Annotated in this window: 1 protein-coding gene (running past one end of the window); it reads left to right on the top strand. The window is 61.7% G+C overall.

Features of this window, described 5'->3' with window-relative positions:
- Positions 1-18,765 carry the start of a syringopeptin non-ribosomal peptide synthetase SypC gene (gene sypC / locus BLR16_RS01665; protein WP_092194062.1) on the top strand. 21,813 nt of this gene lie beyond the right edge of the window, so only the first 18,765 of its 40,578 coding nucleotides appear in the window; it begins with the start codon at positions 1-3; the stop codon falls past the right edge of the window.

Genomic DNA, 18,765 nt, shown 5'->3' on the forward strand with positions numbered 1-18,765 from the left:
ATGCACTTCAGCGAATTGATGGCAGTTCTTTCCACGCATGCGATCCGTCTTCAACAGGAAGAAGACGATCTCGTGATTCTCGGAGACGACGAGGGGCTGGACAGTGCCACCCTCGAAAGCCTGAGCGTGCACAGGGCGGAACTGCTGACGCTGGTGGCTCGAATGGGAGGTGACTGGCTCAGCCCGGCCTTTCGCATTACCGCGGACATGCTGCCGCTGGCCAAGCTGAGCCAGGAAGCGATCGACAGAATCGTCGACGCCGTCCCGGGCGGCGCTGGCAATGTGCAGGACATCTACCCGCTGGCGCCCCTGCAGGAAGGGATTCTCTATCATCACCTGACGGCCGGGCAGGGCGATCCCTATGTATTGCAGGATCTGTTCGGGGCCGAGAGTCGCGAACGTCTCGATGACTTCGCCCAGGCACTGCAGGCGGTGATCGATCGCCATGACATCCTGCGCACGGCAATGGTCTGGGAAGGTCTCGACGAACCGGTGCAAGTGGTGTTGCGCGAGGCGACGCTGACAGTGGATGAGCTGACACTGGACGCGGCTGACGGCCCCATCGAGACCCAGTTGCGCGAGCGGTTTGATACCCGGCATCACCGCCTGGACCTGCGCGATGCGCCGCTGATGCGCATGGTGTGCGTTGAAGATCCGGCCAATGCCCGCTGGGTCGCTATCCTGCTGTACCACCACATTGCCATTGACCACGCCGCGCTGGAACTGGTGAAACACGAGATGCAGGCCTTTCTGCTCGGCGAAGGCCACGCCTTGCCCGAAGCCGTGCCGTATCGCAACTACGTGGCACAGGTGCGGCTGGGTGTCGGGGCAGATGCTCATGAAGGTTTCTTTCGCGAAATGCTGGCCGATATCGATGAGCCAACGCTGCCGTTCGGCGTGCTCGAAACGCCGGGCAGCGACTCGCTGATCGAAGATGTGCGCCTGCCCGTCGATGACGCATTGAGCGCGCGCCTGCGAACCCTGGCAAAGCAGCTAGGGGTCAGTGCCGCGAGCCTGCATCACCTCGCATGGGCGCGGGTGGTGGGTGCGCTGTCAGGCAAGTCGGACGTGGTTTTCGGCACGGTACTGATGGGCCGGATGCAGGGCGGTAATGGCGCCGACCGGGCATTGGGTATGTTCATCAACACCTTGCCGTTGCGAGTCAAGCTTGAAGGGCATGCGGTGCGCGAAGGGGTCAGAACCACCCACGCACGGCTAACCGCATTGCTCGGTCACGAACACGCATCCCTGGCCCAGGCCCAGCGTTGCAGTGGTGTGGCCGCACCGGCACCGTTGTTCAATTCGCTGCTCAATTATCGCCACAGTGCCAGCGAACCAGTCGTTTCGTCAGAGGCGCTCCAGGCCTGGAAAGGCTTGCAGAGCCTGGGCAGCGAGGAGCGCAGTACTTACCCGATCACGCTGTCGGTGAACGACCTGGGCCAAGGCTTCAGCCTGACGGTTCAAGCCATGGCACAGGTTGGTGCAGAGCGCATCGGCAACTATATGCTGACGGCACTCGGTGCGCTGGTCGAGGCGCTTGAGCAGCAGCCGCAAACCCCGTTGCAGCGTTTGCAAATCCTCTCGTCAACCGAACGCCAGCAAGTGCTGCACGCCTTCAATGACACGGCACGCGACTACTCACATAACAGCAGCCTGCAGGAACTGTTCGAACAACGAGTGGCAACGCAGCCCGATGCGCTGGCCGCTGTACAAGATGACCAGCAACTGACCTACCATGAACTCAACAGTCGCGCCAACGCGTTGGCCCGTCACCTGACCGACCTCGGCGTGCAACCGGGCGAGCGGGTGGCGTTGCTGCTGGAGCGTTCCCTTGATCTGCTGGCCGGGCAGTTGGCGATCGTCAAATGCGGGGCGGCCTATGTACCGCTAGATATAAATGCCCCCGCCGAGCGTCAGGCATTCATGCTGCAAGACTGCACAGCGCGTTACGTATTGACGCTGGCTCGCCATCATCTGCCTGAAGGCATCCAGCGGATTGACCTTGACCTGCTGGAACTGCAAAACGATGCGCCTGACCCGCTACCGTCAGCGTCCGCCGAGTCGGTGGCCTACATCATGTACACCTCCGGTTCCACCGGTATGCCCAAAGGCGTATTGGTGCCGCATCGTGCTGTCAGCCGTCTGGTGCTCAACAACAATTATGCCGATTTCAATGCCAGGGATCGTGTAGCGTTCGCCTCCAACCCGGCTTTCGACGCCAGCACCCTGGATGTATGGGCGCCACTGCTCAATGGCGGCTGTGTGGTCGTGGTGGAGCAGTCGGTATTGCTGTCTCTCGACGAGTTCCGTGCGCTGTTGCTGTCCCAGTCAGTCAGCGTGCTGTGGATGACCGCGGGCCTGTTCCATCAATATGCCGACGGCCTGATGGAGGCTTTCGCCAGATTGCGCTACCTGATCGTTGGTGGTGATGTGCTGGACCCGGCAGTGATCGCCAGGGTATTGAAAGACGGCGCACCGAGATACTTGCTCAATGGCTACGGCCCGACCGAAGCGACGACCTTCTCTACAATCCATGAGATCACCTCGGTCGGCAACGGCGGTATTCCTATCGGCCGCCCGATTGGCAACAGCCAGGTCTATGTGCTCGACGCCCTACGCCAACCGGTGGCGATCGGTGTGGTCGGAGAGCTGTATATCGGCGGGCAGGGCGTGGCCAAGGGTTACTTGAACCGCCCGGAGCTGAACGCTACGCAGTTTATCGCCAATCCTTTCAGTGAGGACGCTGGAGCCCTGTTGTACCGCACCGGCGACCTTGGTCGCTGGAACGCAGACGGGGTGATCGAGTATCTGGGCCGTAACGACGACCAGGTGAAAATCCGAGGTTTCCGTATCGAACTGGGTGAAATCGAAGCGCGTCTGGTCGACTGCCCTGGCGTCAGAGAGGCGGTGGTGCTGGCCCGCCAGGACGAGCCTGGACACAAACGCCTGGTGGCGTACGTCATCGGTGAAGAAAACAGCGCCTTGTCAGCGGTCGAACTGCGCCGCGAACTGGCGGCGTCTCTGGCCGAATACATGGTCCCAAGCGCCTTTATGGTGCTGGATTCGTTCCCGCTGACCGCCAACGGCAAGCTTGATCGCCGAGTCTTGCCGGTACCAGACGCAGACGCCTATGCCAGCCGTGAATTCCAGGCACCCGAGGGTGAAGTGGAAATTACCCTGGCGCGCTTATGGTCCGAATTGCTCAACGTTGAACGCGTCGGCCGTCAGGATCACTTCTTTGAGCTCGGCGGGCACTCGCTACTGGCGGTCAGTCTGATCGAACGCATGCGCCAGGCGGGCCTGAGCGCAGATGTTCGCGTGCTGTTCAGCCAGCCCACGCTGGCCGCACTGGCCGCAGCTGTCGGCGCAAGCCATGACATCAAGGTACCGGCCAATCTGATAGACAAAGGCTGCGAGCGCATCACCCCGGAACTGTTGCCGTTGGCGAATCTGACCCAGGTGCAGATCGATCAGGTGGTCGCCACTGTGCCTGGCGGCGTTGCAAATGTTCAGGATATCTACGCGCTGGCGCCGTTGCAGGAAGGCATTCTCTATCATCACATGGCAGCCGAGGCCGGCGACCCCTATGTGCTGCAGGCCCAGTTCGCCTTTGACAACCGCGAGCGCCTGGACGCCTTCGTTCAGGCTTTGCAGATGGTCATCGATCGTCACGACATTCTGCGTACCGGGGTGGTATGGGATGGTCTGGACTCACCGGTGCAAGTGGTCTGGCGCCAGGCGCAGTTGCACCTTGAAGGGCTTGAACTTGACCCTGCGGACGGCGAGATCGGCGCGCAACTGCATAGCCGCTTCGATCCGCGGCACTACTGCCTCGATATGACTCAAGCGCCACTGATGCGTCTGGTCTATGCCGAGGACCCGCTCAATCAGCGAATCACCGCGATGCTGCTGTTCCATCATATGGCCCTGGATCACACGGCGATGGACGTTGTGCAGCATGAAATGCAGGCCTGGCTGCTCGGCGAGAGTGAAACCTTGTCGGCGCCCGTGCCATACCGCAACTACGTGGCTCAGGCGCGTCTGGGTGTCAGCCAGGCTGATCATGAAGTGTTTTTCCGCGACATGCTGGGCGACATCGACGAACCGACGCTGCCTTTCGGCCTGCAGGATGTGCAGGGCGATGGCCATGATATCGAAGAAGCTGTCCTGGTGGTGGACAGCCAGTTAAGCCTGCGACTGCGTGCTCAGGCCCGACAACAGGGTGTGAGTGCCGCCAGTCTGGTGCATCTGGCCTGGGCTCAGGTGCTGGGCAAGGTTTCCGATCGTCGCGACGTGGTGTTCGGCACCGTACTGCTGGGCCGTATGCAGGCCGGCGAGGGCGCTGATCGGGCGCTGGGAATGTTCATCAACACCTTGCCGCTGCGGGTTGCCGTGGGCGGGCAAGGGGTACGCGCCGGGGTCAAGGCGACACACGCGCAACTCACCGCGTTGCTCGCTCACGAACATGCATCCCTCGCATTGGCTCAGCGTTGCAGCGGAGTGTCCGCGCTGACGCCGCTGTTCAGCGCACTGCTCAACTACCGCCACAGTGCGGTTGGCAGCGCTTCAGAACGGACCGCCCAGGCCTGGCAGGGTATTCGTGCCCTGAACAGTGAAGAACGCACCAACTATCCATTGACGTTGAACGTCGATGACTTTGGTGAGGACTTCAAACTGACTGCGCTGGCGACGATCACTGTCGGTGCGCAGCGCGTGTGTGGCTATATGCACACGGCGCTGGAACATCTGGTGGACGCACTTGAGTTGATGCCACAAGCGTCGCTACAAAGTTTGTCGATTTTGCCAGCCGTCGAGCGCGAGCAGTTGCTGGTGACGTTCAACGACACCGCACTGGATTACCCGCAGCAGCAGACCATTCATGGGATGTTCGAAGCGCAGGTGGAGCGCACGCCGCAAGCCCTGGCAGTGGTTCACGGCGAACAGCGCCTGACGTATCGCGAGCTTAACGAGCAGGCCAACCGTCTGGCCCATGCGTTGCGCAAGCAAGGCGTTCAGCCTGATTCGCGGGTTGGTATCTGCGTTGAGCGCGGCGCCGACATGCTCGTCGGCTTGCTGGCAATCCTTAAAGCGGGCGGCGGTTATGTGCCGCTGGACCCAGCTTATCCAGCAGAACGTATTGCCTACATGCTGCAGGACAGTGCGCCTGCCGCGGTACTGACCCAGTCGGCCACTGAAGCGTTACTGGCCGACGTTTCGGTACCTGTGATCAATCTTGATCTAAGCAACTGGCAGGACGAATCCGTCCAGAACCCGCAGGTGGCGGAGCTGACCTCGGCGCATCTGGCGTACCTGATCTACACCTCGGGTTCGACCGGTCTGCCGAAAGGCGTAATGATCGAACACCGGAACACCGTGAACTTTCTGACGTGGGCGCACGCGGCTTTCGATGCTGGCACAAACCACTCGGCACTGGAAAAAACGCTGTTCTCCACTTCGCTGAACTTCGACCTCGCCGTCTACGAGTGCTTTGCGCCACTGACCTCGGGCGGCAGTATCGAAGTCGTCAAAAACGTCCTTGAACTGCAACACGGCGAACACGATATCGGCCTGATCAACACCGTACCCTCAGCGCTCAAGGCGCTGCTGGACGTTGACGGTCTGCCGGAATCGGTTCACACCGTGAACGTGGCCGGTGAAGCCCTCAAACACAGTCTGGTTGAATCGCTGTTCGAGAAAACCAGCGTGCAGCGTCTGTGCAACCTCTATGGCCCATCGGAAACCACCACCTACTCCAGTTGGGTGGCCATGGACCGCGAAGACGGCTTCGCTGCGCACATCGGCAAACCGGTCGGCAATACGCAGTTTTACCTGCTGGATAAGCAACTGCAGCCTGTTCCACTGGGTGTTGCGGGTGAAATCTACATCGGCGGAGCCGGTGTGGCGCGAGGCTACTTGAACCGTGACGACCTCACTGCGGAGCGCTTCCTTAAAGACCCGTTCAGCCCGCAGCCCGCGGCACGCATGTATCGTACCGGTGACCTTGGCCGTTACTTGCCACACGGCAATATCGAATACCTGGGCCGTAACGACGATCAGGTGAAGATCCGCGGTTTCCGTATCGAACTGGGCGAGATCGACGCACGTCTGGCCAAATACCCGGCTATCCACGAAGCGGTGGTGACTGCTCGCGAAGACGTACCGGGCGACAAGCGCCTGGTAGCTTATTACACCCTGAGCACAGGGCATGCTTCGGTAGACATCGACAGCCTGCGCAGCCATTTGCAGGAAAAGCTGCCTGAGTACATGGTTCCAGCCATTTACGTGATGCTGGAGAAGCTGCCGCTGACCCCCAACGGCAAGCTGGATCGCAAAGCACTACCAGCACCGGACAGTGAGGCGCTGATCAGCCGTGGCTACGAAGCACCGCAAGGCGAAATCGAGGAGCAGATCGCGGTAATCTGGCAAGACCTGCTGGGTGTCGCACAGGTTGGGCGTCACGACCACTTCTTCGAACTCGGCGGCCATTCGCTGCTGGCAGTGAGCCTGACCGGGCGTATGCGCCAGTTGGGCCTGCGCGCCGACGTGCGCGTGCTGTTCAGCCAGCCCACCCTGGCTGCACTGGCCGCGGCGGTCGGCGGTGGCACCGAGATCGTGGTACCCGCCAACCTGATCAGCGTGGACTGCCAACGCATTACGCCTGAGCTGCTGCCACTGGCCGACCTGACTCAGGCGCAGATCGATCAAGTCGTAGCCACTGTGCCGGGCGGTGTTGCCAATGTGCAGGACATCTACCCCCTGGCGCCTCTGCAGTCAGGCATTCTTTATCACCACCTGGCCGCCGAAATCGGCGACCCCTATGTGTTGCAGACACAGTTCGCCTTCGATAACCGCGAGCGTCTGAACGCCTTCGTTCAGGCCTTGCAGATGGTCATCGATCGTCACGACATTCTGCGCACCAGCGTGGTATGGGACGGTCTGGACTCGCCGGTGCAAGTGGTCTGGCGTCAGGCACAGTTGCACCTTGACGCACTTGAGCTCGATCCGGAAGACGGCGATATCGGTGCACAACTGCACCGCCGCTTTGATCCGCGTCACTACCGGCTGGACATCGGCCAGGCACCTTTGATGCGCGTGGCCTATGCCGAAGACCCGCTCAACCAGCGCATCTGCGCGATGCTGCTGTTCCATCACATGGCCCTGGACCACGTAGCGCTGGAAGTGGTGAAGCATGAAATGCAGGCATGGCTGGCGGGCGAGGCCGACACGTTGGCAGCGTCGGTACCCGTGCCGTATCGCAACTATGTGGCCCAGGCACGCCTGGGTGTCAGCCAGGCCGATCACGAAGCATTTTTCCGCGACATGCTCGGCGATATCGACGAGCCGACGCTGCCGTTCGGTTTGCAGGATGTGCAGGGTGAAGGTCGTGACATCGAGGAAGCCAGCCTGGCGCTGGCCCCTCAGATGAACATGCGTCTGCGGGCTCAGGCCCGGCAACAGGGGGTGAGTGCCGCGAGCCTGGTGCACCTGGCCTGGGCTCAGGTGTTGGGCAAGGTGTCAAACAGGCAGGATGTGGTGTTCGGCACCGTCCTGATGGGCCGGATGCAAGGTGGCGAAGGAACCGAGCGGGCCCTGGGGATGTTCATCAACACCTTGCCGCTGCGGGTATCGGTGGGCGAGCAGGGCGTACGTGACGGGGTCAAGGCCACTCATAAGCGCCTGACGGCCTTGCTCGGTCACGAACATGCCTCGCTGGCATTGGCCCAGCGTTGCAGTGGTGTTGTCGCACCGACGCCGCTGTTCAGCGCGCTGCTCAACTATCGTCATAGTGGAGGCGGCAGCGCGTCCGAACAGGCCATGCAGGCCTGGCAGGGTATTCATGCCCTGAGCAGTGAGGAACGCACCAACTACCCATTGACGTTGAACGTTGATGACCTGGGTGAAGGCTTCAAACTGACTGCGCTGACGACGACTGTTGTCGGCGCGCAGCGCATATGCGGATACATGCACACTGCGCTCGATCAGTTGATTCAGGCACTGGAGCAAGCATCAACCGCGCCCCTCGATAGCCTGTCGATCCTGCCTGCCGACGAGCGCGAGCGGTTACTGGTGGGTTTCAACGACACTGCGCTGGATTATCCGCAGCAGCAGACCATCCATGGCCTGTTTGAAGCGCAAGCCGAGCGCACACCGGAAGCGCTGGCCGTCGTCCACGGCGAACAGCGCCTGACGTATCGTGAGCTTAACGAGCAGGCTAACCGCCTGGCCCATGCCTTGCGCAAGCAGGGCGTGCAGCCGGATTCCCGCGTTGGTATCTGCGTTGAACGCAGTGCCGAGATGGTCGTTGGATTGCTGGCGATCCTCAAGGCGGGCGGCGGGTATGTGCCGCTCGATCCGGCGTATCCGGTAGAACGTATTGCTTACATGTTGCAGGACAGCGCTCCGGCAGCGGTGCTTGCTCAGACCGCTACTCAGGGCTTGCTAGCCGATGTTTCGGTGCCTGTGATCAATCTTGATCTGAGCGATTGGCAGGACGAATCCGTCCAGAATCCGCAGGTGCCGAGGCTGACTTCGGCGCATCTGGCGTACCTGATCTACACCTCGGGCTCCACCGGCCTGCCAAAAGGCGTGATGATCGAACACCGCAACACCGTTAACTTCCTGAGCTGGGCACATAATGCATTCGACGCTTCGGCACTGGAAAAAACGCTGTTCTCCACTTCGCTGAACTTCGACCTCGCCGTCTACGAGTGCTTTGCGCCGCTGACATCGGGCGGCAGTATCGAAGTTGTCAAAAACGTGCTGGAACTGCAACACGGCGAGCACGATATCGGCCTGATCAACACCGTACCCTCGGCGCTTAAAGCGCTGCTGGAAGTTAACGGCTTGCCAGAATCTGTGCACACAGTGAACGTGGCCGGTGAAGCGCTCAAGCGCAGCCTGGTGGAATCGCTGTTCGAGAAGACTGGCGTGCAGCGCCTGTGCAACCTCTATGGCCCGTCTGAAACCACCACCTATTCAAGCTGGGTGGCGATGGACCGCGAAGACGGTTTCGCTGTACACATCGGCAAACCGGTCGGCAACACGCAGTTTTACCTGCTGGACCCACAGCAACAGCCTGTGCCGATGGGTGTTGTCGGTGAAATCTACATCGGCGGTGCCGGTGTGGCGCGGGGGTATCTGAACCGTGACGACCTCACTGCCGAGCGCTTCCTCAACGACCCGTTCAGCCAAAACCCAGCGGCACGCATGTACCGTACCGGCGACCTTGGCCGGTATCTGCCAGACGGCAACATCGAATACCTGGGCCGTAACGACGACCAGGTGAAGATCCGTGGTTTCCGTATCGAACTGGGCGAGATCGATGCACTGCTGGCCAAACACCCGGCGGTCCATGAAGCAGTAGTCACCGCCCGTGAGGACATCCCGGGCGACAAACGCCTGGTGGCTTATTACACCGTCCAGGCCGCCCACAATGAGCCAGACATCGATAGCCTGCGCGACTGGCTGCAGGAGCAACTGCCGGCCTATATGATCCCTGTGGCCTATGTGCGTCTTGATGCGCTGCCGCTGACCCCGAACGGCAAACTAGACCGCAAGGCCCTACCAGCACCGGACGGTGATGCACTGATCCGTGGCGGCTACGAGGAGCCGCAAGGCGCAGCCGAAATCATTCTGGCGAAGATCTGGAGCGACTTGCTCAACATCGAACGTGTCGGTCGCCACGATCATTTCTTTGAACTGGGCGGGCATTCGCTGCTGGCAGTGAGCCTGATCGAACGTATGCGCCAGGCCGGCCTGAGTGCCAATGTGCGTACGCTGTTCAGCCAGCCGACCTTGGCGGCACTGGCCGCAGCGTCAGGCGCGGTCGACGATCTGGTGATCCCGGCCAACGGTATTCCAGTGGATTGCCAGAGAATTACCCCAGACATGCTGCCGTTGGTCGACCTGACTCAAGAGCTGATCGACCAGGTGGTGGCCTGCGTGCCCGGCGGCGCGGCGAACGTGCAGGACATCTACCCGCTGGCCCCCTTGCAGGAAGGCATTCTCTATCACCACATCAGCGCCGAACAGGGCGACCCCTATGTATTGCAGGCACAGTTCGCCTTTGACAGCCGCGCTCACCTGGACTCCTTTGCTCAGGCCCTGCAAACGGTTATCAACCGCCATGACATCCTGCGCACGTCCATGCACTGGGAAAGCCTTGATGAGCCTTTGCAGGTGGTCTGGCGCCATGTCGAACTCAGCGTAGAAGAGATTGAGTTCAACCCTTGCCTTGGTGATATAGCCCGTCAGTTGCAAGAGCACCTGGACCCGCGCCAGATACGCCTGGACATCCGCCAGGCACCCTTGATGCGCCTGGTGTGTGCCCTGGACAGCGGCAACGAGCGCTGGGTGGCGACCCTGATGTTTCACCACATGATCCTTGACCACACTGCGCTGGATCAGGTGCGCTATGAAATGCAGGTCTGCCTGCGCGGTCAGGCCGAGCAACTTGCCGACTCCATTCCTTACCGCAACTATGTCGCTCAGGCACGGCTGGGCTTGAAAGAGCAGGACCACGAACTGTTCTTCCAGGACATGCTCGGCGATATCGACGAGCCGACGCTGCCCATCGGCCTGCACGATGTGCAAGGCGACGGCAGCGCTATCGCTCAGGCCAGCCTGGCGCTGGACGGCGCTTTGAGTCAACGCCTGAGAGTACAGGCACGGCAGCTTGGGGTCAGCGCGGCAAGCCTTATCCACTTGGCGTTCGCGCAGATGCTCGGTCGCCTGAGCGGACGTGAACAGGTGGTGTTCGGCACCATTCTGATGGGCCGCATGCAAAGCGGCGAGGGTGCCGAACGGGCCCTTGGCATGTTCATCAATACCTTGCCGCTGCGGGTAGACCTCGGCGATCTGGGCGTACGTGACGGAGTCAAGGCCACGCATCGGCGCTTGACCGGGTTACTCGGCCATGAACATGCCTCGCTGGCACTGGCCCAGCGCTGCAGTGGCGTGGTTGCACCGGCGCCACTGTTCAGCGCCTTGCTCAACTATCGTCACAGCAGCGTGGCCGTGACCGATGAAGCAATGGCGGCTTGGGATGGCATGCAATCGCTGCGGCTGGCCGATGAAGAACGCACCAACTACCCGTTGACCATCAACGTCGACGATATGGGTGAAGGATTTCTGTTCACAGCACTGGTAACGGCGAGCATCGGCGCGCTGCGTGTTTGTGACTATTTGCAGTTAGCTACAGAAGGGCTGGTCGATGCGCTGGAACAGGCGCCGCAAACGCCGTTACACAGTATTTCGATACTGCCGCTCAGCGAGCGTGCGCAGTTGCTCGAACAGTGGAACCTGCCCAACAAGACCGATACACACGAAACACCGATCCATCAGCAATTCGAAGCCCGCGCCGCAGAACAGCCAGACGCCGTCGCTCTGGTGTTCGAAGAACAGATCCTGAGCTACGGCGAACTCAACGCGCGTGCCAACCAGGTTGCGCATCGCTTGCTGGCCTTGGGTGTACGCCCGGATGATCGCGTGGCGATCTGTGTCGAGCGTGGCCCGGCGATGATTATCGGCTTGCTGGGGATCCTCAAATCCGGGGCCGGTTATGTACCACTGGATCCGGCGTACCCGCTTGAGCGCCTGGCCTATACCCTCGGTGACAGCACGCCGGTGGCATTATTGAGCCAGCAGTCAGTGCAGCAAGCCTTGCCGGTGACGGAAGTGCCTATCATCAGTCTCGATGATCCCGACTTGCAGGACGAATCCGTCTGCAATCCAGAGGTAGCGGGGCTGACGGCTGCGAGCCTGGCCTATGTCATCTACACCTCCGGCTCAACCGGTCTGCCCAAAGGCGTGATGGTCGAGCATCGCAATGTTGCACGACTGTTTTCGGCCACCGCAGACTGGTTCGCGTTTGGCGAACAGGATATCTGGGCGCTGTTCCACTCGTTCGCCTTTGACTTCTCGGTCTGGGAAATCTGGGGCGCCTTGCTGCACGGCGGACGTCTGCTGATCGTGCCGCAACTGATCAGCCGTTCACCAGAAGACTGCTACAACCTGCTGTGCAGCGCCGGGGTAACGGTACTCAACCAGACGCCAAGTGCGTTCCGCCAACTGATTGCGGCACAGGGCGAGCACGGGCAGGCGCATTCGTTGCGCCAGGTGATTTTCGGCGGCGAAGCACTGGAAACGGCCATGCTCAAGCCGTGGTACGCCCGCAAGGTGAATGCCGGTACGCAACTGGTCAACATGTACGGCATTACCGAAACCACCGTGCACGTTACCTATTATCCGTTGCAGCCGGAAGACGCCCAGCGTATCGGTGCCAGCCCGATCGGCAAGCGTATTCCAGACCTGCAACTGTACCTGCTCGACGCCCATGGCGAACCGGTGCCGGTAGGCGTGATCGGCGAGCTGTACGTGGGCGGTGCCGGTGTTGCCCGGGGTTACCTGAACCGTGAAGCATTGACGGCCGAGCGTTTTCTCGATGACCCGTTCAATACTGCGCCAGGTGCGCGCCTGTACCGCACCGGCGATCTGGGTCGCTGGCTGGCCGATGGCAGCCTGGAATACCTGGGACGTAACGATGAACAGGTGAAGATTCGCGGCTTCCGTATCGAGCTGGGCGAGATCGAAGCGCAACTCGCCGCGTGTGACGGTATACAGGATGCGCTGGTGCTGGTGCGTGAGGACGAGCCTGGTGACAAGCGTCTGGTGGCCTATGTTATCGGCACCGCGGGACTGGAACCGGACGCTAGCCGATTGCGCGAGCAACTGCGCCTGTCGCTGGCCGAGTACATGCTGCCGAGTGCCTTCGTCAGCCTGGAAAGCTTCCCGCTGACGGCCAACGGCAAGCTTGACCGCAAGGCGCTGCCCGCGCCCGACCGCTCGGCGGTGGCCAGTCAAGGCTACGAAGCGCCTGAAGGCGATACCGAGATGGCCATTGCGCGGATCTGGCAAGACCTGTTGCAACTCGAGCAGGTCGGCCGGCATGACCACTTCTTCGAGCTGGGCGGCCACTCGCTGCTGGCCGTGAAACTGATCGAGCGCATGCGCCAGATCGATCTGGTAGCCGATGTGCGCGTGCTGTTCAGCCAGCCGACCCTGTCTGCCCTGGCGGCAGCGGTGGGCGGCAAGGGGCAAGTCGAGGCTCCCGCCAACCTTATTCCCGCGGACTGCTCGCGCATCACCCCGGATATGCTGCCGCTGGTGTCGCTCACCCAGGACGATATTGATCGCGTGGTCTCCAGCGTGCCCGGCGGTCTGTCCAACGTGCAGGATATCTATGCCTTGGCGCCGCTGCAGGAGGGGATCTTGTATCACCACCTTGCCGCTACCGAGGGTGACCCGTATTTGCAATACGCGCTGTTTGCCTTTGACAGGCTTGAGCGTCTGCACAGTTTCGCCCACGCGCTGCAAGGCGTGATCGCGCGGCACGATATCCTGCGCACCGCCGTGCTTTGGGAACGTCTCGACGCCCCGGTACAGGTGGTCTGGCGTGAAGCGACCCTGGGCCTGGATGAGCAGGCGCTGGACCCGGCCGATGGCGACATCGCCGAACAACTGCTCAAGCGTCTCGACCCGCGCCACACGCGTCTGGACATCCGTCAGGCACCGATGCTGCGCATCGGTTATGCACACGATGAGGTGAACAATCGCTGGCTGGGCATGTTGCTATTCCATCACCTGGTGGACGACGCCACGTCGCTGCGTATTCTCAGAAGCGAAATCGAGGCACACATGCTCGGTCAGCAAGCCTCGCTGCCGCCGTCCGTGCCTTATCGCAATTACGTAGCTCAGGCCATGCTCGGTGTCAGCCGTGAAGAGCATGAGGTATTTTTCCGCGATATGCTCGGCGACATCGATGAGCCGACGCTGCCATTCGGTCTGCAGGACGTGCAGGGCGACGGCAGCGGTATCGAGGAAGCACGCCTGCTGGTCGACGTCGACCTGAGCCGACGCCTGCGCGTACAGGCTCGTCAACTCGGGGTGAGTTCTGCCAGCCTGTATCACCTCGCCTGGGCTCGTTTACTGGGCGCTGTGTCAGGCAAAGAGGATGTGGTGTTCGGCACCGTGTTGCTCGGTCGCCTGCAAGGTGGCGCTGGGTCCGACCGGGCGTTGGGAATGTTCATCAACACCTTGCCACTGCGTGTCACGCTGGGCGAGCAGGGCGTGCGCAGCGGTCTGAAAGCGATTCATGCGCGACTCAGCGGGCTGCTGGCCCATGAACACGCCTCGCTGGTACTGGCCCAACGTTGCAGTGGTGTACCCGCTTCGACGCCATTGTTCAGCTCGCTGCTCAATTTCCGTCATACCGGTGATGTCGCCGCGAGCGACAATACGCAGGTCGCCTGGGAAGGTATTCAGGCGCTGCACGGCGAAGAACGTACCAACTACCCGCTGACCTTGTGCGTGGATGACATAGGCGAAGGTTTCGCCCTGACCGTCATGGCCGAAGGACAGATCGGTGCCAAGCGTGTATGTGCGTACATGCACTGTGTGCTGGAAAACCTGGTGCAAGCACTGGAACAGACCCCGGACGCTGCGCTGGGAGCGCTGCGTATCCTGCCCGGGATCGAGCGCCAGCAACTGCTGGAAAGCTGGAACACCCCCCATGCGCTGCAGGCCGATGACACCCTGATTCACCGTACCTTCGAAGCCTGGGTGGTGGCGCAGCCGAATGCCGTGGCCCTGCACTATGAAGACCGCACCCTGACCTATGCCGAGCTGAACACCCGCGCCAATCAGGTGGCCCATTACCTGCTGGGCCTGGGCGTGCAGCCGGATGACCGGGTGGCGATCTGCGTCGAGCGCAGCCTAGAGATGATTGTCGGTTTGCTCGGGGTGCTCAAGGCCGGTGCGGGTTACGTGCCGGTTGACCCGGCCTATCCGGCGGAGCGTATTGCTTACCAGTTGCAGGACAGCGCCCCGATGGCGGTGCTGGCCGATGCTGCCGGGCTGGCGCTGCTGGGTACGTTCGACGGCCCACGCGTGGATTTGCACAGTCCGGCGTTGCAGGCCCAACCGGGTCACAATCCACAGCTGACCGGGCTCAGCCCGCGCCACCTGGCGTACGTCATCTACACCTCCGGTTCGACCGGCCTGCCCAAGGGCGTAATGGTCGAGCACCGCAACGTGGCCCGGCTGTTCTCGGCCACCCACAGCTGGTTTGGTTTCAACGAGCAGGATGTCTGGGCGTTGTTCCATTCATTCGCGTTCGACTTCTCGGTCTGGGAAATCTGGGGTGCGCTGTTGCACGGCGGGCGTTTGCTGATCGTGCCGCAACTGATCAGCCGCTCCCCGCAAGACTGCTACGCGCTGTTGTGCAGCGCCGAAGTGACGGTGCTCAACCAGACCCCGAGCGCGTTCCGCCAGTTGCTCAACGCCCAGGGCGAGAGCGATCAGCGACATTCCTTGCGCCAGGTGATTTTTGGTGGCGAAGCGCTGGATACCGGGATGCTCAAGCCGTGGTACGCCAGGGTGATCAACGCCGGTACGCAGTTGGTGAACATGTATGGCATCACCGAAACCACGGTGCATGTGACCTATCACCCCCTGGTGGCGGCAGATGCGCAACGTGCGGGCGTGAGCCCCATCGGTGTACGCATTCCCGATTTGCAGTTGTATGTACTGGACGCGCGCCGCGAGCCGGTGCCGGTGGGTGTGGTCGGCGAGCTGTACGTCGGCGGCGCCGGTGTCGCGCGGGGCTACCTGAATCGTGAAGCGCTGACGGCCGAGCGATTCCTGGCGAACCCGTTCAGTAAAGATCCTCAGGCGCGTCTGTACCGAACCGGCGACCTGGGTCGCTGGATGGATGATGGCAGTCTCGATTACCTGGGCCGCAACGACGACCAGGTCAAGATTCGTGGTTTCCGTATCGAACTGGGAGAAATCCAGGCTGCGCTGGCCGCCTGTGACACGGTCCGCGAAGCGCTGGTGCTGGTCCGCGAAGATCAACCGGGTGACAAACGCCTGGTGGCCTATGTGATCGCTGCGCCCGGCCACGAGATCGTGGCGACTGACTTGCGTGAGCGGTTGCTGCTGTCCCTGGCCGATTACATGGTGCCCAGTGCTTTTGTGGCGCTGGGCAGCTTCCCGCTGACCGCCAACGGCAAGCTCGACCAAAAGGCATTGCCCGCACCGGATGCGCAGGCACTGGCAATGCGTGAATACGCGACGCCCGAAGGCGATGTCGAGATCGCCATCGCGCAGATCTGGCAGTCTCTGCTGCAAGTGCCACAGGTTGGCCGCCACGATCATTTCTTCGAGCTGGGCGGGCATTCGCTGCTGGCCGTCAAACTGATCGAGCGCATGCGCCAGATCGACCTTTCGGCTGATGTGCGGGTGCTGTTCAGCCAGCCGACCCTTGCCGCACTTGCTGCTGCGGTGGGCGGGCACACCGACGTACAGGTGCCGGATAACCTGATCGTGCCGGGCTGCGAGCGTATTACCCCGGACATGCTGCCGCTGGCTGATCTGGATCAGGCAGCGATCGATCGGGTAGTCGCCAGCGTCCCGGGCGGCCTGGCCAACATTCAGGACATCTACGCCCTGGCCCCCTTGCAGGAAGGTATTCTCTATCACCATCTGGCTGCGGATGAAGGTGATCCCTATGTCTTGCAGATGCTCTTCGCGTTCGATGATCGCGAGTGCCTGGCCAGTTTCGCCGCGGCCCTGCAGAACGTGGTCGAACGCCACGACATCCTGCGCACCGCCGTGGTCTGGGAAGGGCTTGAGCAGCCGGTACAGGTGGTCTGGCGCAACGCTAAACTGAGCCTGGAAGAGGTGGCCATCGATCCGCTCGACGGTGACGTGCTGACACGACTGCGCGAGCGTTTTGACCCACGTCACTATCGCCTGGACATTGGCCAGGCGCCGCTGATGCGCATTGCCTATGCCGAGGACAACACCCACCAGCGCCTGGTCGGCATGTTGCTGTTCCACCATCTGGCGCTGGATCACACATCACTGGAAGTGGTGGTGGAGGAAATGCAGGCCAGCCTGCAGGGGCAGATCGAACAATTGCCGGCCCCGGTGCCTTATCGCAACCATGTGGCACAAGCGCGTCTGGGTATCAGCCAGGCCGAGCACGAAGCGTTTTTCCGCGACATGCTCGGCGACATCGACGAACCGACCCTGGCTTACGGCATACAGGACGTGCAGGGCGATGGCAGTGGTATCGAGGAAGTGCATCAGGTACTCGACAGCCAGCTGAGCAGCCGTATACGCAGCATTGCGCGGCAATTAGGGGTTAGCGCTGCCAGTCTGGCGCACCTGGCATGGGCTCAGGTGGCCGGTCGGGTGTCGGGCCGTGAAGAAGTGGTGTTCGGTACCGTACTGATGGGCCGCATGCAGGGCGGCAACGGCGCCGACAGGGCGCTGGGAATGTTCATCAACACCTTGCCGCTGCGCATCGGCGTCGGCAGCCAGAGCGCTCTGGCGGCGGTCAAGCTCACCCACCAGCGCCTGTCGACCCTGCTGGGGCATGAGCATGCCTCGCTGTCGCTGGCTCAGCGCTGCAGCGGCGTGCCGAGTTCGCTGCCGCTGTTCAGCACCTTGCTCAACTACCGCCACAGCAACGGTGGTGCGGCCTCGAGCGAAACATTGTCAGCCTGGCAGGGCATTCAGACGCTGAGCATGGAGGAACGCACCAACTATCCGTTGTGCCTGAACGTCGATGACCTGGGCGATGACTTCATGCTCACCATTCAGGCCGTCAAGCAAATCAGTGCCACGCGCATCGGCGAGTACATGCAGGTTGCACTGCGCAGCCTGGTGCAAGCGCTGGAACACACACCGCAAGCAGCGCTGAACAGCCTGCCCATACTGCCGGACGACGAGCGCGAGCTGTTGCTGGCGGGCTTCAATGACACCGCTCACCCTTATCCGCGCGATGTACTGATCCATCAACTGATCGAACAACAGGCTGCTCAGCGTCCGGATGCCTGCGCCGTACGCGGCGACAGCGGGCCGTTGCTCACTTACGCCAAGCTCAACCAACAGGCCAATCAGCTCGCCCATCGCCTGATCGAACTGGGTGTGGAGCCGGATGCGCGGGTTGCGGTCAGCCTGCGTCGCGGACCGGAAATGGTCGTGGCGCTATTGGGTATCCTCAAGGCCGGTGGCGCCTATGTGCCGATCGACCCGGATCTGCCCAGCGCTCGCCAGGCCTATATGCTCAGCGACAGCGCCCCCCGTGCGCTGCTGACCTGCCAGGATCTGCTTGCAAGTCTGCCAGCCCTTAGCGTTACGGCGCTGGTGCTCGATGGCCACGATGAAAGCGCCCGGCTTGCCTTACAGCCGATCAACAACCCGGATGCCAAGGCATTGGGCCTGAAGCCGAATCACCTGGCCTACGTGCTGTACACCTCGGGTTCCACTGGTCAGCCCAAAGGCGTGATGAACGAACACCTGGGCGTGGTCAACCGCCTGCTCTGGGCTCGTGACGCCTATCAAGTGAACAGTCAGGATCGCGTGCTGCAAAAGACTCCCTTCGGTTTCGACGTATCGGTCTGGGAGTTTTTCCTGCCGCTGCTCGCCGGTGCCGAACTGGTCATGGCACGTCCCGGTGGCCATCAGGAGCCGGACTACCTGGCGCAGGTAATGACTGACGCGGGCATTACCCTGCTGCACTTTGTGCCCTCGATGCTCGATGTGTTTCTGGAACACCGCTCGACCCGCGACTTCCCGCAACTGCGCCGCGTGCTGTGCAGCGGCGAGGCCTTGCCGCGTGCGTTGCAGCGCCGCTTCGAGCAACACCTGAAGGGCGTTGAACTGCACAACCTCTATGGCCCGACTGAAGCGGCCATC

The sequence above is a fragment of the Pseudomonas sp. BS3767 genome, assembly GCF_900099665.1.
Classification (GTDB): domain Bacteria; phylum Pseudomonadota; class Gammaproteobacteria; order Pseudomonadales; family Pseudomonadaceae; genus Aquipseudomonas; species Aquipseudomonas cerasi.